Source organism: Rhizobacter sp. OV335 (assembly GCF_900142965.1).
In the GTDB taxonomy this organism is placed as follows: Bacteria; Pseudomonadota; Gammaproteobacteria; order Burkholderiales; family Burkholderiaceae_C; genus Rhizobacter.
Genome location: NZ_FRCQ01000046.1, coordinates 1 through 19,076, shown reverse-complemented (window position 1 = coordinate 19,076; position 19,076 = coordinate 1). Strand labels below are relative to the sequence as shown.

Below are 19,076 nucleotides of genomic sequence, written 5' to 3'. Positions count from 1 at the left end.
CTAGTCCCACATCGCTCGGAGCTTTGCGCCGACATCGACCTTCAGCACATCGGAAGCGATGCGGGCATCGCCTCGCACCGTGACGGGCACTACCTGCTCGAACAGTCTGGCCACCTTGCCCGGAATGAAGCGTGTCAGCGTCGCGTTGATGTAGCTGTCCCCTCCCCGCCTCTGCTGGCGCACGTAGAAGCGCTGTGGCGTGATGAGTGCCAGATGGTGCTTGGCGCGAGTCATCGCGACGTAGAGCAAGCGCCGCTCTTCTTCGATATCTTCCTCGCGTCCCGTCGCCATGTCCGAGGGCATGCAGCCGTCGACCACGTTGAGCACGTAGACCGCGTTCCATTCCTGCCCCTTGGCCGAATGGATGGTCGAGAGGATCAGGTAGTCCTCGTCGAGGTGCGGCGCTCCGGATTCATCGCTGCTGGCCTCGGGCGGGTCGAGCGTCAGTTCCGTCAAGAAGCGTTCGCGGCTACCGTAGCCCTCGGCGATTCACCATGCTCGACAAGGCGCCAGGCGCGCGCAAGCAACAGCCGAGCTTCCGTCAGCGACAAGCTCATGCCGTAGTCGAGGTCGTCGGGATTGCGACCGCGCTTCGCGCCGATGTCAGGGTCGTAGCGACCGATCACGAGCGTCTCACGTCGACCGCTCATCCGGTAGTCGTATCGAAAGGACAGTGCGCCGGCGGGAGAGACGGCGACGTACATCCCATCTCGGTCCGTCACCTTGTATGTCTTGTCCCGCGGCTTCAATCCTCTGAGCTTGAGATCAGTGAGGTCCGTCCTTCGAGCTGCGCCACCCGCAGCAGATTCAGTGGTGGCTGCTATGTTGGTCTCCGTGCCATCGATAGATACCGTCAGCCCCTCTGACGGTACATTCGCAAGCGGCGCAGAGTACCAACTTTCAGACCGTCGCCAATACCGACTTCAAGGCACCGCTCAAGCCGGCCTTCGATGAACGATCAACGCACATAAGCCCTTGATATCACTCAGGAAATCCAACGGATCGTGAGCAGTCGAAGACCACTCCGATCAGCCCCGAATCATTCCCACTCGATCGTCGCCGGCGGCTTGCTCGACACGTCGTAGGTCACGCGGTTGATCCCGCGCACCTCGTTGATGATCCGCCCCGACACCTTCTTCAGCAGGCTGTACGGCAGCTCGGCCCAGTCGGCGGTCATGAAGTCGCTGGTCTGCACCGCGCGCAGCGCGACCACGTAGTCGTAGGTGCGGCCGTCGCCCATCACGCCGACGCTCTTCACCGGCAGGAACACCGTGAAGGCCTGGCTCGTCAGCTCATACCAGGTCTTGCCGGTCTCGGCATCGCGCGTGTTGCGCAGCTCTTCGATGAAGATCGCATCGGCGCGGCGCAGCAGGTCGGCAAACTCCTTCTTCACCTCGCCGAGGATGCGCACGCCCAGCCCCGGGCCCGGGAACGGGTGGCGATACACCATCTCGGGCGGCAGGCCGAGCGCCACGCCCAGCTCGCGCACCTCGTCCTTGAAGAGCTCGCGCAACGGCTCCAGCAGCTTCAGCCCCAGCGTCTCGGGCAGACCGCCGACGTTGTGGTGGCTCTTGATCGTCACCGCCTTCTTCGTCTTGGCGCCGCCGCTCTCGATCACGTCCGGATAGATCGTGCCCTGGGCCAGCCACTTGGCGCTCTTCAGCTTCTTCGCCTCGGCCTGGAACACCTCGACGAACTCGCGGCCGATGACCTTACGCTTGGCCTCGGGATCGGTCACGCCCTTCAGGTGGCCGAGGAATTGGTCGCTCGCATCGACATGGATCACCTTGGCATGCAGCCGGCCGGCAAACATCTCCATCACCATGCGGCCTTCGTCGAGCCGCAGCAGGCCGTGGTCGACGAACACGCAGGTCAGCTGGTCGCCGATCGCACGGTGGATCAGCGCCGCGGCCACGCTCGAATCGACACCGCCCGACAGCCCCAGGATCACCTCTTCGCTGCCCACCTGCTCGCGGATGCGCGCCACCGCTTCGGTGATGTAGTCGCCCATCACCCAGTCGGGTTTCGCCTTCGCGATGTCGAGCACGAAGCGGTTCAGCAGCTCGCGGCCCTTCACCGTGTGCGTGACCTCGGGGTGGAACTGCACGCCGTAGTAGCCGCGCGATTCGTCGGCCATGCCGGCGATGGGGCAGCTCGGCGTCGACGCCATCAGCTTGAAGCCGGGCGGCAGCGCGGTGATCTTGTCGCCGTGGCTCATCCACACCTTCAGCATGCCGTGGCCTTCGGCCGTGCTGAAGTCTTCGATGTCCTTCAGCAGCGCGGTGTGGCCATGCGCCCTCACCTCGGCATAGCCGAACTCGCGGTGCGTGCTGGCCTCGACCTGGCCGCCTTGCTGCACCGCCATCGTGAACATGCCGTAGCAGATGCCGAGCACCGGCACGCCCAGGTCCCACACCGCCTGCGGCGCGCGCAGCTCGTGCTCTTCGTAGGTGCTGGCGTGGCTGCCCGACAGGATGATGCCCTTGGGCGCGAACTCGCGGATGAACGCGTCGCTGACATCGTTCGGGTGGATCTCGCAGTACACGTGGGCCTCGCGCACGCGGCGCGCAATCAGCTGCGTGACCTGGGAGCCGAAATCGAGGATGAGGATCTTGTCGTGCATGGTGGGGCAGGTGTCAGGTGTCATCAGCCGGCGCTGGTGGAAGCGGCCGGCGTGGTCAACAGGGTCTGGCGGGAAAAATGGCGGATCGCGACGACGGTGGCCACCGCCAGCAACGCGCTGCAGAAGAAGAACGGTGCGCCGACACGCCAGTCGTTGTGCGGCAGGTGCGAGACGATGCCCAGCAGCGGCGCACCGATCACCGGCGCGATCACCGCCGTGAGACTGGTCAGCGCGGCCATCGCGCCCATGGTCTGGCCCTGCGTGCGCGGGTCGGCGGCGTTCGAGACGATGCTCTGGATGGCCGCGGCCACCGTGAAACCGAACAGGTTGAAGCCGATCACCGCGTACATCATCCAGCCCTCGGTCGCGAGCGCCCAGCCCAGGTTGGCCAGCGTGCTCGACACCAGGCCGATGGTGGCCAGCCGCGTCGCGCCGAAGCGCTTCAGCAGCCGCTGCAGCAGCATGCCCTGCACGATGGCCGAGGCCACGCCGACGGTGAACAGCGACCAGCCGTTCTCGCGCGGGCCCCATTCGAAGCGCAGCCCGGTGTACAGCACCCACGAGGTGTGCAACACGAACTGCGCCAGCGTGCACAGGCCCGACACCGCGATCAGGCCGCCCACGCCCTTCAGGCTGCCCAGGTGCATCAGCGCGGCCACCGGGTTCAGCGAACGCATCGAAGCCTTGTTGCGGCGCTCGGGCGGCAGCGATTCGGGCAGCACGAACCAGCCGTAGACCAGGTTCACCAGCGCCAGCGTGCCGGCCGCGAAGAACGGGTAGTGGATGTCGATGGCGCCGAGCAGCCCGCCCATCACCGGCCCGAGGATGAAGCCGATGCCGAACATCGCACCCAGCTGGCCGAAGCGCTTGGCACGGTCTTCAGGTGGCGTGATGTCGGCCACGTAGGCGTTGGCCACCGCCGCGTTCGCCTGCAGCGCACCGCTGACCAGCCGCACCGCGACCAGCACCCACAGTTGCGTCGCGAGCGCGGTCGCGAAGAAGCTGAAGGCGAAGCCGCAGAAGCCGAGCAGCAGCACCGGCCGGCGGCCGTAACGGTCGGACAGCGCCCCTAGCACCGGCGAGCTGAAGAAGTTCGCGAAGCCGAAGGTGAACGCGACTGCCCCGTACCAGAACGCCTGCTCGGCCGGGTTGGCGGTGAAGCCCCCGACCAGCACCGGAAGCACCGGCACGATCAGGCCGATCGCCATCATGTCGATCAGCACCGTCAGCAGGATGAAGCGCATCGCCGCCGGGCGGCCGGTGGGCGGCTGCGCAGGCGGGGTCGTGGGACTCGTCGTCAAGGTCGCTGGCGCCCGGCGTGCGGGCGTCACTCCATGCGGTAGTTGGGGGCTTCCTTCGTGATCTGCACGTCGTGCACGTGGCTCTCGCGGATGCCGGCCGACGTGATCTCGACGAACTCGGCGCGGTCGCGCATGTCGTCGATCGTCGGGCAGCCGCAGTAGCCCATCGAGGCGCGCAGGCCGCCGGCCATCTGGAACACGATGCTGACCATCGAGCCCTTGTACGGCACGCGGCCTTCGATGCCTTCCGGAACCAGCTTGTCGGCGTTCGGGTTGGCGCCGGTGTTGTCCTGGAAGTAGCGGTCGGCCGAGCCTTGTTGCATGGCACCGATCGAGCCCATGCCGCGGTAGCTCTTGTAGCTGCGGCCCTGGAACAGCACGATCTCGCCCGGCGCCTCTTCGGTGCCGGCGAACATGCCGCCCATCATCACGGTGCAGGCGCCGGCGGCGATCGCCTTGGCGATGTCGCCCGAGTAGCGCACGCCGCCGTCGGCGATCAGCGGAACGCCGGTGCCTTTCAGCGCGGTGGCCACGTTGTCGATCGCGGTGATCTGCGGCACGCCGACACCGGCGACGATGCGCGTGGTGCAGATCGAGCCGGGGCCGATGCCGACCTTGACGCCGTCGGCGCCGGCCTCGACCAGCGCCAGCGCCGCCGCGCCGGTGGCGATGTTGCCGCCGATCACGTCGATCTGCGGGTAGTGTTTCTTGACCCAGCGCACCCGGTCGATCACGCCGGCGCTGTGGCCGTGCGCGGTGTCGACGACGACCGCGTCGACGCCGGCCCGCACCAGCAGTTCGAGGCGCTCTTCGGTGTCTTCGCCGACGCCCACCGCCGCGCCGACGCGCAGCTTGCCGTGCGAATCGCGCGCGGCGTTCGGGAAGTTGGTCTGCTTGGTGATGTCCTTGACGGTGAACAGGCCGCGCAGCTCGAAGGCGTCGTTGACGACGACCACGCGCTCGAGCTTGTGCTTGTGCATCAGCGCCTTGGCGTCGGCGAGCGAGGCGCCGTCGCGCACCGTGATCAGCCGCTCGCGCGGGGTCATGATCTCGCGCACCGGGATGTCCATGCGGGTCTCGAAGCGCAGGTCGCGGCCGGTCACGATGCCGACCACCTTGCCGTCTTCGAGCACCGGGAAGCCCGAGATGCCGTGCTGGCGCGACAGGTTGATCACGTCGCGCACCGGCACGCCGGGCGAGATGGTGATCGGGTCGCGCAGCACGCCCGATTCATAGCGCTTGACCCGCGCCACCTCGGCAGCCTGCTGCTTCGGCGAGAGGTTCTTGTGGACGATCCCGATGCCGCCCTCCTGCGCGATCGCGATCGCGAGGCGTGCTTCCGTCACGGTGTCCATCGCGGCGGACACGAGCGGAAGGTTCAGGCGGATGTTGCGGGAGAGCTGGGTCGCGAGCGAGGTGTCGCGGGGAAGAACCTGGGAGAAGGCCGGCACCAACAACACATCGTCGAAGGTGAGCGCTTTGCCAAGAAGGCGCATGAGAAAGACTCCTGACGCAAAAGCGAATTATACGGATGTCAGACGGACCCTTCACGGCAGCGGTTCTGACGCGCGAGAGCGTGGGGCCGATGCGTGCCAAGCCAAAGCGGTAATAGTTCACGGCCTTCCTCGGCCAACCGGGCGTCGCCATACAAAAGGTGACAGAGCATCGCGCCTGCACACATGTCACGGCGACTACACTTTCGGCCATGCAATTTCTTCCTTCCCGCACGTCCGCCAGGCTGGGTGCCTGTGCCCTCCTCGCCCTGTTGTCGATCGGCCTGCACAACGCCGCATTCGCCCAATGGAAGTGGCGTGACGGCAAGGGTCATGTGCAGTACAGCGACATCCCGCCTCCGGGTAGCGTCGCCGAACAGGACATCCTGCAGCGCCCGGCCGGCAGCGCCCGCCGCGCGCCGATGCAGGGCACACCGGCAGCCGAAGCGGCGCCGGCATCCGCTGCAGCCAGCGGCCCGAAGCTGGTCGACTCGGAACTCGAGGCCAAGCGCCGCAAGGCCGAGCAGGACGAAGCGGCCAAGCGCAAGGCCGAGGAAGACAAGCTCGCCGCCGCACGCGCCGAGAACTGCACCCGTGCCAAGGGCCAGTTGAGGGCATTGGAAGACGGCATGCGCATGGCGCGCACCAATGCCAACGGCGAACGCGAGATCCTCGACGACAAGGCCCGCGCCGACGAAACCAAGCGCACGCGCGACATCATCACGTCGGACTGCAAGTGAACAGCGGCCAGGGCTAGCGCTTCGAACGCTGGCGCCTCGCCTCCTTGGGATCGACGCGCAACGCGCGGTAGACCTCCACCCGGTCGCGATCCCGCAGCCCATCGGACAGCTCGCGCAGGTGGCCCCACACGCCGATCCGGCAGTGCGTCAGGTCCAGGCCCGAGCTGGCCTCCAGCACCCCCGCCTGCCGCAGCGCATCGTGCACGGTGCTGCCGGCCGGCAGCTGCAGCGGCACCACCCTCACCTCGCCCGCCTGCGGGCTCCAGGCCACTTCGATGGCGAGCAGCGCTGCGGGTCCGCCGGGCTCAGCGGGCGCCATGCACCTGCTCCGCCCGCTTGACGAAGGAATCCACCAGCGTGTTGGCGATGCGGTCGAACACCGGGCTGATCACCATCTCGAGCGCCCCGTTGGCGAATTCATAGCGCAGCTCGAACTCGATCTTGCAGGCGGCCTGGCCGTCCTTTCCTGGTGCCGCCAGCGGCAGGAAGCGCCAGGTGCCGTCGAGCGTCGAGAACGGTCCGTCGACCAGCGTCATGTGGACGCTCTCGTCGGGCACGTGGGCGTTGCGGGTGGTGAAAGCCTGGCCGACACCGGCGAACGACAGCTGGAGCCGGGCGGTCACGCCGCCGGCGTCCTCGCTCAGCACCTCGGCGCGTTCGCACCACGGCAGGAACTGCGGATAGCTCGGGATATCGGTCACGAGCGAGTACATCTCGTGCGGCGAATACCAAAGGAGGACGGACTTCTTGACATGCTTCATACAATCGCCGGATTGTATTGAGCGCCACGCGCCTCATCTGGACGCCATGTCGATTGCCGAAAACCGCCGAGCCCATCACGACTACCACCTCGAGGAACGCTACGAGGCCGGCATGGTGCTGCACGGCTGGGAGATCAAGGCGATCCGCGCCGGCCAGGTGCAGCTGACCGACGGCTACGTGCTGATCCGCGACGGCGAGCTCTACCTGATCGGCTGCCGGATCAATGCGCTGCGCAGCGCGTCGACCCATGTCAGCCCCGAGGCCGACCGCACGAAGAAGCTGCTGATGCGCAAGGAAGAGATCAAGCGCCTGGTCGGCAAGGTCGAGCAGCGCGGCTTCACGCTGGTGCCGCTGAACCTGCACTACAAGGGCGGCCTGGTGAAAGCCGAGATCGCGCTGGCCAAGGGCAAGGCCGAGCACGACAAGCGCCATGCCGAGAAGGAGAAGGACTGGGAGCGCGAGAAGGGCCGCCTGATGCGGCACAAGGTGTCGGCGCCGACGAAGGACTGAGGTTCAGCCCGGCTTCAGCGCCCCGAGCGCCTGCTCGCAGTCGGCGATCAGGTCGTCCACCGCCTCCAGCCCCACCGAGAAGCGCAGCAGCGTGCCCTTCCAGGCCGGCGTGGCGCGGATCGCCGACAGCTCGTACGGCACCACCAGGCTGACCGGTCCGGCCCACGAGTAGCCGATCTTGTGCAGCCGCAGCGCATCGACGACGGCATCGACCTGCGCGGTCGAATACCGCTCGTCGAACACCACCGAGAACAGCCCCGCCGCACGCGTGCACAGCGCCTGCCAGGCTGCATGCCCCGGCGATGACGGCAGCGCCGGGTGCAGCACCTGCGCCACCTCGGGCCGCGCCGCCCACCAGTGCGCGAGCGTGCGGCCGGCGCGGTCCTGCGCGTCGTAGCGCAGCGCGAGCGACGGCAGCGAGCGCAGCACGAACTCGACATCGTTCGCGCCGACGCCCCAGCCCATGCGCATGTGCGCGAACTTCAGCTTCAGGTGCAGCGGCTCGTCGCGCGTGGTCACCGACCCCATCAGCACGTCGGCGCCGCCGGACGGGTATTTGGTCAGCGCCTGGATCGAGATGTCGACGCCGAGCGCGAACGGATCGAAGGCCAGCCCCGCGCCCCAGGTGTTGTCGAGCGCACAGGTCAAGCCGGCGTCGCGGGCGATCCTGATCAGCGCCGGCAGGTCGGGGAACTCCATCGTCACCGAGCCAGCCGCCTCTAGCCACACCAGCTTCGTCGCCGGGCCGATCGCGGCCTGCAGCGAGGCCGGGTCCATCGCATCGTAGAAGCGGTGCGCGATGCCCCAGCGCGCCAGCTCGTTGCGGGCCAGTTCCTTGTTGGGGCCATAGGCGTTGTCGGGGATCAGCAGCTCGTCGCCGGTCTTCAGCAAGGCCATGTCGACCAGCGTGATCGCCGACAGCCCGCTCGGCACCAGCAGTGTGTGCAGGCCGCCCTCGAGCGTCGCGATGCGCTCTTCCAGCGTGAAGCTGGTCGGCGTGCCGTGCAGGCCGTAGGTGTAGCCGGTCTTCTCGCGCCAGGTGCGCGCACGCAGCGCGGCGGTGCTCGGGAAGATCACCGTCGACGCCTTGTGCACGCCCGGTGCCACGGCGCCGAACCCGCCCGGCGGCACGTAGGGGTGGTGGATCAGCGCGGTGCGTTGATCCGGCTTGTCGTCGGCCGCCATCTCAGATCGGTTGCGCGACGAGGTCGTGGCCTTGCGTGCCGACGATGCGCGCCTTCGTGAACTCGCCGACCTTCAGCGTCTTCGAGGCCTTCTCCGGCGGCAGCAGCTTCACCACGCCGTCGATCTCGGGCGCATCGGCATAGCTGCGGCCGACGCCGCCCTTGCGGCCGAGCGCCGGGGCCGAATCGACCAGCACCTGCATCGTCGCGCCGACACGCTCGCGCAGCTTGGCGGCCGACACCTCTTCGGCCACCGCCATGAAGCGCGCGCGGCGCTCCTCGCGCAGCTCGGCCGGCACCGCGTCGGGCAGCGCATTGGCCGTCGCGCCCGCCACCGGCGAATAGGCGAAGCAGCCGGCGCGGTCGATGCGCGCCTCACGCATGAAATCGAGCAGGTGCTCGAACTCGGCTTCGGTCTCGCCGGGGAAGCCCGCGATGAAGGTGCTGCGCACCACCAGCTCGGGGCAGATCTCGCGCCAGCGCTGCAGGCGGTCGAGGTTCTTCTCGCCGTTGGCCGGGCGCTTCATGCGCTTCAGCACGTCGGGGTGCGAATGCTGGAACGGCACGTCGAGGTAGGGCAGCACGCGGCCCTGGGCCATCAGCGGCAGCACCTCGTCGACATGCGGATACGGGTACACGTAATGCAGCCGCACCCAGGCGCCATGGCGCTCGGCCAGCTCGCCGAGCTTCTCGCACAGGTCGAGCATGCGGGTGCGCACCGGCTTGCCGTCCCAGAAGCCGGTGCGGTATTTCACGTCGACGCCGTAGGCGCTGGTGTCCTGGCTGATCACCAGCAGCTCCTTGACGCCGGCTTCGAACAGCCGCTGCGCTTCGCCGAGCACGTCGCCGATCGGGCGCGAGACCAGGTCGCCGCGCATGCTGGGGATGATGCAGAAGCTGCAGCGGTGGTTACAGCCTTCGCTGATCTTCAGGTAGGCGTAGTGGCGCGGCGTCAGCTTGATGCCCTGCGCCGGCACCAGGTCGATGAAGGGGTCGTGCGGCTTGGGCACGTGCAGGTGCACCGCGTCCATCACCTCGTGCGTGGCATGCGGGCCGGTCACGGCCAGCACGCTCGGGTGCATCTGGCGCACCAGGTTGCCGCCGCCGTCGCCGGCCTTGGCGCCGAGGCAGCCGGTCACGATGACCTTGCCATTCTCGGCCAGCGCCTCGCCGATGGTGTCCAGGCTTTCCTTGACGGCGTCATCGATGAAGCCGCAGGTGTTGACGATCACCAGGTCGGCGCCGGCGAAAGTCTTGGAGGTGTCGTAGCCCTCGGCGCGCAGTTGCGTGAGGATCAGCTCGGAATCGGTCAGCGCCTTCGGGCAGCCGAGGGAGACGAAGCCGATCTTGGGGGACGCAGCGGCCGAAGGGGTGGCTGGCGCCAGGGTGTCTTGTGTCATCCGCGGATTTTCGCCGATTGGCGGGTCCCGCGCGTCCGGACGGGTCAGCGGCCGGCTTCCGGGGTGCAATTACTCCTCGAACCGCCCCGTAGTGTCGCGGTCGTGCTCGTAGTGCCTTGCGAGTGGAAACGGCGGCAACCAGGCCTCGCGGCGGACCGTCCAGCACTCGTAGGTGGGGGTCAGCTGGTCCGGCGCATCGAGGGATCCGAGGTTCACCTCGATCTCGTCGCAGCTGCGCGAGAAGACCGACGAGCCGCAGCGGGGGCAGAAGCAGCGCCCGGCGTACTCGTGGGTCTCGCCTTCGACCGCCACCGCCTGCTCGGGGAACATCGCGGCGGCATAGAACAGCGCCCCGTGGTGCTTGCGGCAATCGAGGCAGTGGCACAAGCCGACCCGCCAGGGCCGCCCGGTTGCCACGAATCGAACCTGGCCGCAGAGGCAACCGCCGGTGAACCGGTCATCCATGCCGCACTCAGCGCTTGGGCGGAACGAACCCCGGCATGCCCGGGAAGAGGGCTTCCGCCTGCTTCGCCATCTGTTCGAACATGTGGCGCGACTGCTCGAGGTAGTTGCCCATCACCCCCTGCACGCCGGGCGCCTGCCCGTTCAGGAACTGCGTCCACAGCTCGGGGTTCAGGCCCTTCGACTGCTCGGCGACGCGGGCCTGCATGTCGGTGAAGGCCTGCAGGTTCTTCTCGAGGTAGCTGCCCATCATTCCCTGCATCGAGTGGCCGTAGAACCGGATGATCTGGGCCAGCATCTGCGACGAGAACATCGGCACGCCGCCGGTTTCTTCCTCGAGGATGATCTGCAGCAGGATGCTGCGCGTCAGGTCTTCGGAGGTCTTGGCGTCGCGCACGACGAAATCCTGGGCGGCCAGCACCATCGCCTTCACGTCGGCCAGCGTGATGTAGGTGCTGTTCTGCGTGTCGTAGAGGCGGCGGTTCGGGTACTTCTTCAGCACGCGTGTCGTGCCGCCGGCTTCTTTCGCGCCTCCCTTGGCGGACTCCTTGGCAGACTCTCTGGCAGCGTCGGGGGTGGCGCCTTCCGTCTTGGCGGAAGGGCGGCGAGTCGGGGCCATTCGGAAAACTCCTTGCGGGACCCGGTGGGGTCGCGTGATGGGTCATTGTGCGGGTGCACAACGATTCTAGGAGCGTGCTGCCAGGGCTCGCGAAGGGTTTTCCCGCTCGAAGGCACGACCCTGTCCTACGACTCGCCACGCCCTGCCCTACAGACGGCACGCGATGCGCCGCCTAGTCTGGACGCATGGGTTGCGCGCACCGCGCGGCCGCATCCACCCACCGCTTCGAAAGGACTATCCGATGTCGAACAGCAGCATCCTCGGCGGCGAACGCGCCACCCCCCGCGCGATCGGCCGCGACGTCGACGCGCTCGGCCCGAGCGACAGTTCGGACAGCGGCAGCGACGTGCAAGGCGAGCGCGTGATGCCCACCGATGCCGACAACCCAGGCGAACTCGGCGCACTGCCGGTGAACCGCAACAGCGACAGCGATGCGAGCGGCACCGGCGAGCGCGGCTCGGCCACCGGCGACGGGCGCGACGATGCGGCCGACATCCTGCCCGACCAGCTGGTGGCCAACCCGATGTGGGACACCAATGCGGCAGGCCGGCCGTTCGCATCCGACGACGTCGAAGCGATCGCCGACGACGCGGACGAAGAATCTGACGAAGACGACGTCCGACGCCATTGACGACGCCCGCAGGGGTGCTCAGCCCCCTCGCGTCGCACGCACGAACTCGTCGAGCAAGGCCTGCGCGCCGACCGGCTTGCTGAGCACCCGAAAGCCGGCTGCCGTCGCGTCGTGCACGCGCGTCGCATAGCCGGTCAGCAGCACGACCGGCAGTGCCGGCCAGCGGCGGCGGATCTCGTGGGCGAGCTGGATGCCATCCATGTCGCCCGGCATCGAGACATCCGAGAACACCAGGTCGGGCGCTTCGGCGGCCTGCGCGAGCGCGTCGAGCGCTGCATCGGCCGAGCGCACGCTGTGCACCTGCAACCCGCAGGCCTGCAGCATCTCGGCGGTGGCATCGACAACCTCGTCGTTGTCGTCGACCAGCAGCACGTTGCCGGTGACGGACGCCGGTTCGGCCAGCGACGCCGGCACCGCGTCGAAGACCGCACCCGGACGGGCCGGCAGCCACATCAGGATCGACGTTCCCTGCCCCGGCTCTGAGCGCACCTCGGCACTGCCGCCCGCCTGCACACAGAAGCCCTGCACCTGGCTCAGGCCGAGCCCGCTTCCCTTGCTGGCCGGCTTGGTCGTGAAGAACGGCTCGAACACCTTGGCGAGCAGCGCCGGTTCGATGCCGGTGCCGGTGTCGGTGGCACGGATCAGCACGCGCCCCGGCGCGCCCCCGCCGTCTGTCTCACCCGCCGGCTCCTGGCTCGCTTCGATCGTCAGGCGGCCGCCACCCGGCATCGCGTCCCGTGCGTTCGAGGCCAGGTTGATCAATGCGAGTTCCAGCTCGCCGACATCGACGCGGATCGGGGAAACGTCCGGTGCCACATCGAGCGACAGCGCGACACTGCTGCCGAGCGTCGCCTTCAGCAGCTCGCTCACCGCCGGCAGCCACGTCGCCAGCTCGACCCGCTCCGGCTTCAGCGCCTGGCGCCGCGAGAACGACAGCAGCTGGCGCGTCAGCCGCGCGCCCGAGCCGACTGCGCGCGAGATCGCGCCGATCTGCTTCATCTCGGCCACGTCCGGCCGCAGCTTCTTCACGACGTGCAGGTTGCTGTTGACGATCGCCAGCAGGTTGTTGAAGTCGTGCGCCACGCCGCCGGTCAGCTGCGCCAGCGCCTCCAGCTTCTGCGACTGCAGCGCCGCCTTCTCGGCCTGCGCGCGCTTGCGCGTCTCGGCATGGATCTCGACCGCCATGCGCTGCTCCAGCTGCGTCTTGCGCAGCGCGAGCCAGGCCACGGACACGAGGCCGATCGTCACCGGCAGCGTGATGGCCGCGAGCAGCGCGACGAGGCGCTTCCAGTCGGCAAGGATCGCATCGTCGCGCAGCGAGCTGCTGACGTAGACCGGCAGGTCGCGCACCTGCTGGTAGCTCACGGTGCGCGATGCGCCGTCGAAGCTGGAGCGGAAGCTCAGCACGCCCGCGTGCTCGCCCCGCCGCACCGCGGCGATCACCGGGCTGGCCTCCGGCAGGCGGGCCACCGGGGTCGGCAGTGCCGGCCAACGCGTCAGCAGCGTGCCGTCGGCCTTGAACAGCGTGAAGGTGCTGACGCCGGCTTCTTCCAGCGCGATCGAGCGGTAGAACTCCTCGAACACCGCCGGCTGCAGTGCGATCACGACCACGCCGCCGAAGCCGCCGTCGGCACTCGGGCGGCGCACCGCGATGCTGAGCGCCGGCATGCCGGAGGCGCGGCCGAGCACGATGTCGCCGATGACCAGCCGGTCCTGCGTGGCCTTCATCTGCTGGAAGTAGTTGCGGTCGGCGATCGAGACGCTGCTGGAGCCGACCGGAAACCCGGTGCCCACCAGGTGATGTCCCTGCGCATCCCACACCGAGATCGAGCGCACGCCCGGGATGCCGGTGCTGGTGTCCATCAGCCGCGTGCGCAGCGCTGCCTCGTTGGCCCGCACCTCGTCGTCGGGTACGCCGACGAAGCGCAGCGACTTCTCGGCGATCTCGCGCGACGCGTCGAAGATGCGCTGCGCATGCCGCGCCGCCACGTCGCTGGTGCGAACCAGCGTGTTGCGGCCGTCATCGGCGGCCGCGCGCCAGGCCCACCAGCTCACCGCGATGAAGCCGGCCAGCGGCACGATCGCCGCCCCCCACATCACCGCGCGCAGGAAGCGCGTCAGCGGCGTTTCCTGCAGCGTCGTGGGGTGGGCGTCGCCAGGATCGGCCATGTCGCGGGGTACTTCCATGCGGCGGGGATGTTACCGGGCAAGGCCGCAGCAGCTAGGCCGGAAGATGCCCGCGCGCCTGCAGCAGCGCCACCACCCGGGCCGCGGCGTCGGCCGGCGTCAGCTCGCCGGTGTCCAGCCGCAGTTCGGGTTGCGCGGGCGCCTCGTAGGCCGAGCCGATGCCGGTGAAGTCGGCCAGCCCGCCCGCCTTCGCACGGGCGTACAGGCCCTTCGGGTCGCGCGCCGCGCAGGTCGCGAGCGAGGTGCTCAGGTGAACCTCGACGAAGCGGGCGCTGCCGATGCGCTCGCGTGCCGCGGCGCGGTGCGCGGCGCGCGGCGAGATCACCGCGGCGAGCACCTGCAGGCCGGCGTCGTTGGCCAGGCGCGCGACCTCGGCGATGCGGCGGATGTTCTCGTCGCGGTCGGCATCGGAGAAGCCGAGGCCCCGGTTCAAGCCTTCGCGCACGACATCGCCGTCGAGCACCAGCACGGGCCGCCCGCGTTGCAGCAGCGTGCGTTCGAGCAGCGCGGCGAGCGTCGACTTGCCGGCCCCGCTGAGGCCGGTCATCCACACCGTGGCGGGGTGGCGGCCGAACACGCGTTCGCGCAGCAGCGCGAGCGATGATGGGTCAGGCGGCGAAAGATCAGGCGGCGAGAGATCGGGCGACGAAGCTTCGGTGAATGTCGACGGCATCGCTGTTCCTTCCAGGACGAGGGTGTGGATGGGAACCCGTTGTATAAGACGCGCCTGGTCCACGCACGACAAAGGGTTCGCCATGGCCGAGATCATCCACCCCTTCTACGAGTCGCACCGCGAGGCCATGGAAGCAGCCATGCGCCATCGGCTCGACCTGGCCGAAGCGATGCTGCGCGAGCGCGCGAACCTGACCGACATGGATGAAGTCAGGCAACAGGTGATGGACGAATTCGAGACCGTGCTCACGCAGATGCCCTATGTCGGCGGCGCGGCAAGCCGCATGAGCGATTTCTTCATGCGACTGATGGGCTTCATGGCCATCAGCCGGGTGCTGCGGCGACACGGCGTGCCGCTGCCGGTGATCGGCGACATCGAGCGAGAGACCTTCAAGGCGCAATTGCTCACCGTGCCCGAAGCCGAACGCCTGGCCTCGGGGCAGCAATTCATGTCGCCGGAGAATCAGGCCTTGCTGCGCGAGCAGGCTGCCACCAGCACGACGGCAAGCCATCGGAGCGAGTTTCCGGACGATTTCGTCTACGACTTCGTCGAGCCGGGCCCGGGCGACAGCTTTGAATTCGGCATCGACTACACCGCTTGCGGCTTCTGCAAATTCGCGGGCCAGCATGGCGACAAGGACATCCTGCCGAACATCTGCGGGCTCGATTTCGTCGCCTATGCCGCGCGAGGCATTCGCCTGGAACGCACGCAAACCCTGGCCGGCGGTGCGAGCCACTGCAATTTTCGATTCTCGTCACTCCCCTCTGATCCCTCTGACATGAACAAGGAGAAAAAATGAAACACCGTTTCTGGTTGGCGCTCGGCATCGGCGCGCTTCTTTCCCTTTCGGCGGCAGCCCAGGAGGTCACGCTGACGCGCCTCGATTGCGGCACCGGGACCAACGACCCGAGGCGCTTCAGCGACACCTTCGCCTACAGCGAGACGACGAAGCCCTTCACCTTCAGCTGCTACGTCATCCGCCACGGCTCGGACGTGATGGTCTGGGACACGGGCTACCTGCCGGGATCCGTCCCAAGCGCGACCAACAAGCCGCTGGCCGATCTGCTGAAGCAGATCAACGTCAACCCCGAAGACGTGAAGTACGTCGGCATCAGCCATTACCACGCCGACCACACCGGGCAGCTGGCGCCGCTGAAGAATGCGACGCTGCTGATCGGCAAGGGCGATTGGGACGGCATCAATGCCACGCCGCCGATGGGCAGTGCGAACGTGAAGGGCTTCGCCGAGTGGATCGCCGAGAAGCGCAAGGTCGAGCCGCTGAGCGTGGACAAGGACGTGTTCGACGACGGCACCGTGATGATGCTGCGCGCGCCGGGCCACACGCCGGGGCACAGCATCCTGCTGGTGCGCCTGAAGGAGATGGGGCCGGTGATCCTGAGCGGCGATGCCGTGCATTTCCACGAGAACTACGAGCACGACGGCGTGCCGGGCTTCAACTACGACCGCGCGCAGACCCTCGCGTCGATCCAGCGCGTCAAGCAGATCGCGAAGAACCTGAAGGCGACGGTCATCATCCAGCACGACCCGCGCGACATCGGCAAGCTGCCGGCCTTCCCGGCTTCGGCGAAATAAGCTAAGCCGCCACGACGCCCGCAGCGTGCACCGGTGCGCTGCGGTAGGCCCAGAAGCGCGGCAAGGCGAACCCGGTCGCGATGACGCCTGCGAAGCAGATCGCGCCGCCGATCCAGACGGCGGCCGAGACACCCCAGGCGTCGGCCATGAAGCCGGCCCGCGTGTTGCCGATGAGCGGGCCGGTCAGGTAGCTGATCATCTCGATGCCGGCCAGGCGCCCGCGCAGCGTGTTGGGAATGGTCTGGTTCCAGATCGTGCCGCGGAACACGCCGCTGACCATGTCGGCCGCGCCGGCCACCGCAAGGCAAAGCAGACCCAGCGCCAGGCTGGGCGCGAAGCCCAGTGCCACGATGCCGAGCGCCCACACGGCGGCCGCGATGACCACCGCACGGCCATGGCGCACGACCCTGCCGGTCCAGCCGCTGAAGAGGCCGATGGCCAGCGCGCCGATCGACATCGCCGACAGCAGCCAGCCCACGGCTTCGGTGCGCCCGTCGGCCGCCGCCATGGCCGGGAAGAGCGCCACCGGGAAGGCGAAGGCCATCGCGACGATGTCGACGATGTAGGTCCCCATCAGCTCGGGCCGCGCCCACGCGTAGCGCAGGCCTTCGCCCAGATCGCTGAGAAGATGCGGACGTTCGCCCGGAGCATCCACGGTGCCGATGGCCGCCTGCGGGATGCGAGAGATGAAGAACAGCGCCGCGAGAAAGGTGCAGAAGTCGAACAGATAGGCGCCCACCACACCCCAGCGCGCCAGCAGCAAGCCGGCCAGCGCCGGCCCGGCCACCATGCCGACGGTTCCACGCACCGAAGACAGCGCTGCGACGGCGGCGAACTCTTCGGGCCGCGCGAGCTTTTGTGTCAACGCCTCGAGCGCCGGGCGATGGAAGCCGCTGGCGCCCTGCAGCACGGCCACCAGCGCGTAGATCGCCAGCACGCTGGGCGCCGCTGTCAGCGCGTTGGCCAGCAGGCCCGCCAGGCACAGCGCCATCAGGGCTTCCGATGCGATCAGCAGGCGCTTGCGGTCCACGCGGTCGGCCAGCGCGCCGCCCAGCAGCCCGCAGGCGACGACCGGCACCAGCTGCACGAGGCCCAACAGGCCCACCTGCGCGTTGGAATGCGTCAGCTGGTAGAGCTGCCAGGGCACGGCCACATAGCTGACCATGGTGCCCAGGCCGGAGATGAATTGGCTGGCGAACAGACGACGAAAGGCGGCATTGCGGCGCAGCGGGCCGATGTCGAGAAGCATTCGGGGAGGTTCTCACTTGAGCCGCGCGCGATCGACCAAGCCGAAGCGGCTTGGCGCGATCTGCTGACCCCAGTGGTCAGGACGCCGCAGGCGTCGAAGCCGGGGTCACCGCCTTCGGGGGCTGGGTGCCGTCGGCCTTGCGGCGCTTCCGGCCGCTGGCCGTCTTCCTGACTTGTTTGGCAGAAATGGTTCTCTTGCCGACGCGCTTCTTCTTTGACAGTGCCATCTCGATCCTTTTGAGTAAAGGTGCTGAGGATACCGCTTGTTCATGCGGCCCTTGACAGGCTCAGCCTCCGCTCACGGCGAGTGCGGTTTTGGAATCGAACTCGACTGATGTCGGCCAGAACCCGCCGTTCGCGAAAGGCAGCTTCCGGCGAGTCGACTTCAGCATGACATGCCAGATCGGGAAGCCGGTGCAGGGTCGGCCAATACACAATGACGGCACCTCCAAGACTGAGCGCCGCAGAACCATGGATGAACTTCAGCTTCACGTTGCCGGTGCCACCATCCGCCACCTGAACCCTTTTTCCGTGATCGAGGTGCCGACCTCCGAAGAGCGCCTCCCGAACGAGATCGTGGAACGGTGGGTGCGCCCGCTCTATTTCGGTCTCCAGCGCGAGGATGTCGACACGTTTCTACTCTCGAATCTCAGCGCGGCGGACGATCAACTGGTCGATCTTCTACTGACCCACTTTGACTGGCGACCGAGGACAGCTGGTGCCTACCTTGCAGCGTTGAACGGACGCAAGCAGTTCACTGAACGAATCGGCCACCTTCTGTTGCGAAGCGACGTCTGCTACGCTGGTAGCGCCTATTGCCTTGCTCTGGCGGCGTTCAACAATCCGAAGGGTTGTGACTTCCTCGATCAGTACTTGAGCTACTACCTTGGACGTTCAGATTTATGGTTTGACCAAGGCGACGCTATGGCGGCCGTCGCCTACCTGGACAAGTTAAACGGCTCAAACAAGTTGGGCCAGTTCCTACCGCAATGGGAAGTGTTTGTCACAGGAAAGTCAGGCTGGAATCTTCAGGACTCTGTCACGAGGTTCGACGGCAAGATGCAACACTTCCATTCACTTCAGCGAGGCATCTGGAGCGAGGGTCGCTGATCGGCCAATTGCTGCCGGTCGCGAGTGACTGCTATTGAGCAGGCAGGCCCCCCGCGCCCACCTCATCGCATACTCTCATCATGAGCCGACGTACCTGCACTTCCGCGCTCGCACTTCTGGTGTTCCTGCCGGTGCTGACGGCGAAAGCCTCTCCGGGCGCTTCAGTAATCCTGCATATCGACGCAAGTACGGTTGCTGCTCTCGAGGCCTTGCGGAAGGAGCCCAAGTTTCTCAACCTGCCGGGCGCACCTGCCGTGGAGGAGCGCCGCCGCCTTGAGCCGCTCATCAACTCACTCATCGATCGACTCGTTGCCGGCATACAGGCGAACCCGAGCGACACATGGGTCTTCGGACAGATGACTCCGACCGTCGAAGCGTTTTACTTGGAAGACACCGAGGCGAGAGAACCGTGCGTCGACTACCTCGCGCGCATTTTCAAGATCTTGGGGATCAAGAGCGACCGAGGCGCTTTCAGCCGGTTCATGATCTCCATATGACGCGTTTTGCGCTCGAAATGGGAGCGGTGAGTTTCGACAGGAG

20 protein-coding genes and 1 pseudogene are annotated in these 19,076 nt (G+C 67.4%); 7 read left to right on the top strand and 14 right to left on the bottom strand.

Annotated features, from left to right (window positions below):
- From BUE42_RS29815 to guaB, 5 genes and pseudogenes are all read right to left on the bottom strand, one after another.
- A pseudogene (locus BUE42_RS29815) lies at positions 1 to 489 on the bottom strand (3'-5' exonuclease); the annotation flags it as partial.
- A complete protein-coding gene (locus BUE42_RS29810; protein WP_369823023.1) occupies positions 453 to 722 on the bottom strand; it encodes an Arm DNA-binding domain-containing protein in 270 nt (89 codons plus the stop codon). The gene BUE42_RS29810 and the pseudogene BUE42_RS29815, both read right to left, overlap by 37 nt.
- A gap of 317 nt (positions 723 to 1,039) precedes the next feature.
- Entirely contained in the window at positions 1,040 to 2,623 is a 1,584-nt protein-coding gene (gene guaA, locus BUE42_RS29805; protein ID WP_073468914.1) for a glutamine-hydrolyzing GMP synthase, read from the bottom strand.
- Between the two features lie 23 nt (positions 2,624 to 2,646).
- Positions 2,647 to 3,924 (bottom strand): MFS transporter, encoded by a 1,278-nt coding sequence (locus BUE42_RS29800; protein ID WP_235002700.1) that lies wholly within the window; start codon positions 3,922 to 3,924, stop codon positions 2,647 to 2,649.
- 26 nt (positions 3,925 to 3,950) lie between these two features.
- Positions 3,951 to 5,420 (bottom strand): IMP dehydrogenase, encoded by a 1,470-nt coding sequence (guaB, locus tag BUE42_RS29795; protein ID WP_073468913.1) that lies wholly within the window; start codon positions 5,418 to 5,420, stop codon positions 3,951 to 3,953.
- Between the two features lie 209 nt (positions 5,421 to 5,629).
- Between guaB and BUE42_RS29790 the strand changes: the two genes are divergently transcribed.
- Positions 5,630 to 6,157: a DUF4124 domain-containing protein gene (locus tag BUE42_RS29790; RefSeq protein ID WP_073468912.1), complete on the top strand. Its 528-nt coding sequence runs from the start codon at positions 5,630 to 5,632 to the stop codon at positions 6,155 to 6,157.
- A 13-nt stretch (positions 6,158 to 6,170) separates the two neighbouring features.
- Here BUE42_RS29790 and BUE42_RS29785 read toward each other — a convergent pair whose 3' ends face one another.
- Together BUE42_RS29785 and BUE42_RS29780 are read right to left on the bottom strand one after the other, a co-directional pair.
- Complete coding sequence (locus BUE42_RS29785; protein WP_073468911.1) at positions 6,171 to 6,476, bottom strand: RnfH family protein; 306 nt, start codon at positions 6,474 to 6,476, stop codon at positions 6,171 to 6,173.
- Positions 6,463 to 6,918, bottom strand: coding sequence for a type II toxin-antitoxin system RatA family toxin (locus BUE42_RS29780; protein ID WP_073468910.1), 456 nt, complete (start codon positions 6,916 to 6,918; stop codon positions 6,463 to 6,465). Before BUE42_RS29780 ends, BUE42_RS29785 begins: the two co-directional genes overlap by 14 nt.
- 46 nt (positions 6,919 to 6,964) lie before the next feature.
- On the opposite strand from BUE42_RS29780, the gene smpB reads away from it, so the two are divergent.
- Positions 6,965 to 7,429, top strand: a complete 465-nt coding sequence (gene smpB, locus BUE42_RS29775) for an SsrA-binding protein SmpB (RefSeq protein WP_073468909.1) — start codon at positions 6,965 to 6,967, stop codon at positions 7,427 to 7,429.
- Between the two features lie 3 nt (positions 7,430 to 7,432).
- Here the strand turns inward: smpB and BUE42_RS29770 are convergent, their stop codons facing one another.
- The 4 genes from BUE42_RS29770 to phaR form a co-directional block, all read right to left on the bottom strand.
- A complete protein-coding gene (locus BUE42_RS29770; RefSeq protein WP_073468908.1) occupies positions 7,433 to 8,614 on the bottom strand; it encodes a PLP-dependent transferase in 1,182 nt (393 codons plus the stop codon).
- A 1-nt stretch (position 8,615) separates the two neighbouring features.
- Positions 8,616 to 10,013, bottom strand: coding sequence for a 30S ribosomal protein S12 methylthiotransferase RimO (gene rimO, locus BUE42_RS29765; protein ID WP_073468907.1), 1,398 nt, complete (start codon positions 10,011 to 10,013; stop codon positions 8,616 to 8,618).
- 69 nt (positions 10,014 to 10,082) lie between these two features.
- Positions 10,083 to 10,478 (bottom strand): GFA family protein, encoded by a 396-nt coding sequence (locus BUE42_RS29760; RefSeq protein ID WP_073468906.1) that lies wholly within the window; start codon positions 10,476 to 10,478, stop codon positions 10,083 to 10,085.
- A gap of 7 nt (positions 10,479 to 10,485) precedes the next feature.
- Complete coding sequence (gene phaR / locus BUE42_RS29755) at positions 10,486 to 11,094, bottom strand: polyhydroxyalkanoate synthesis repressor PhaR (protein ID WP_083614757.1); 609 nt, start codon at positions 11,092 to 11,094, stop codon at positions 10,486 to 10,488.
- Between the two features lie 241 nt (positions 11,095 to 11,335).
- Between phaR and BUE42_RS29750 the strand changes: the two genes are divergently transcribed.
- Entirely contained in the window at positions 11,336 to 11,725 is a 390-nt protein-coding gene (locus BUE42_RS29750; protein WP_073468905.1) for a hypothetical protein, read from the top strand.
- Between the two features lie 18 nt (positions 11,726 to 11,743).
- Here the strand turns inward: BUE42_RS29750 and BUE42_RS29745 are convergent, their stop codons facing one another.
- Both BUE42_RS29745 and cysC read right to left on the bottom strand, forming a co-directional pair.
- Complete coding sequence (locus BUE42_RS29745) at positions 11,744 to 13,912, bottom strand: hybrid sensor histidine kinase/response regulator (RefSeq protein WP_083614755.1); 2,169 nt, start codon at positions 13,910 to 13,912, stop codon at positions 11,744 to 11,746.
- A 34-nt stretch (positions 13,913 to 13,946) separates the two neighbouring features.
- Complete coding sequence (gene cysC / locus BUE42_RS29740) at positions 13,947 to 14,585, bottom strand: adenylyl-sulfate kinase (protein ID WP_083614753.1); 639 nt, start codon at positions 14,583 to 14,585, stop codon at positions 13,947 to 13,949.
- A gap of 82 nt (positions 14,586 to 14,667) precedes the next feature.
- On the opposite strand from cysC, the gene BUE42_RS29735 reads away from it, so the two are divergent.
- Positions 14,668 to 15,384: an L-2-amino-thiazoline-4-carboxylic acid hydrolase gene (locus tag BUE42_RS29735; protein ID WP_073468903.1), complete on the top strand. Its 717-nt coding sequence runs from the start codon at positions 14,668 to 14,670 to the stop codon at positions 15,382 to 15,384.
- Positions 15,381 to 16,178: an N-acyl homoserine lactonase family protein gene (locus BUE42_RS29730; RefSeq protein WP_073468902.1), complete on the top strand. Its 798-nt coding sequence runs from the start codon at positions 15,381 to 15,383 to the stop codon at positions 16,176 to 16,178. Before BUE42_RS29735 ends, BUE42_RS29730 begins: the two co-directional genes overlap by 4 nt.
- A gap of 1 nt (position 16,179) precedes the next feature.
- Here the strand turns inward: BUE42_RS29730 and BUE42_RS29725 are convergent, their stop codons facing one another.
- Positions 16,180 to 17,427 carry an MFS transporter gene (locus BUE42_RS29725; RefSeq protein WP_073468901.1) on the bottom strand — a complete coding sequence of 416 codons (1,248 nt, stop codon included), beginning with the start codon at positions 17,425 to 17,427 and terminating at the stop codon, positions 16,180 to 16,182.
- Between the two features lie 470 nt (positions 17,428 to 17,897).
- On the opposite strand from BUE42_RS29725, the gene BUE42_RS29720 reads away from it, so the two are divergent.
- Together BUE42_RS29720 and BUE42_RS29715 are read left to right on the top strand one after the other, a co-directional pair.
- The gene (locus tag BUE42_RS29720) at positions 17,898 to 18,536 is read left to right on the top strand and encodes a DUF6000 family protein (protein WP_073468900.1); all 639 of its coding nucleotides are present in this window, start codon (positions 17,898 to 17,900) and stop codon (positions 18,534 to 18,536) included.
- 80 nt (positions 18,537 to 18,616) lie between these two features.
- Positions 18,617 to 19,033, top strand: a complete 417-nt coding sequence (locus BUE42_RS29715) for a DUF4844 domain-containing protein (protein ID WP_073468899.1) — start codon at positions 18,617 to 18,619, stop codon at positions 19,031 to 19,033.
- The last annotated feature ends 43 nt before the right edge of the window (positions 19,034 to 19,076 follow it).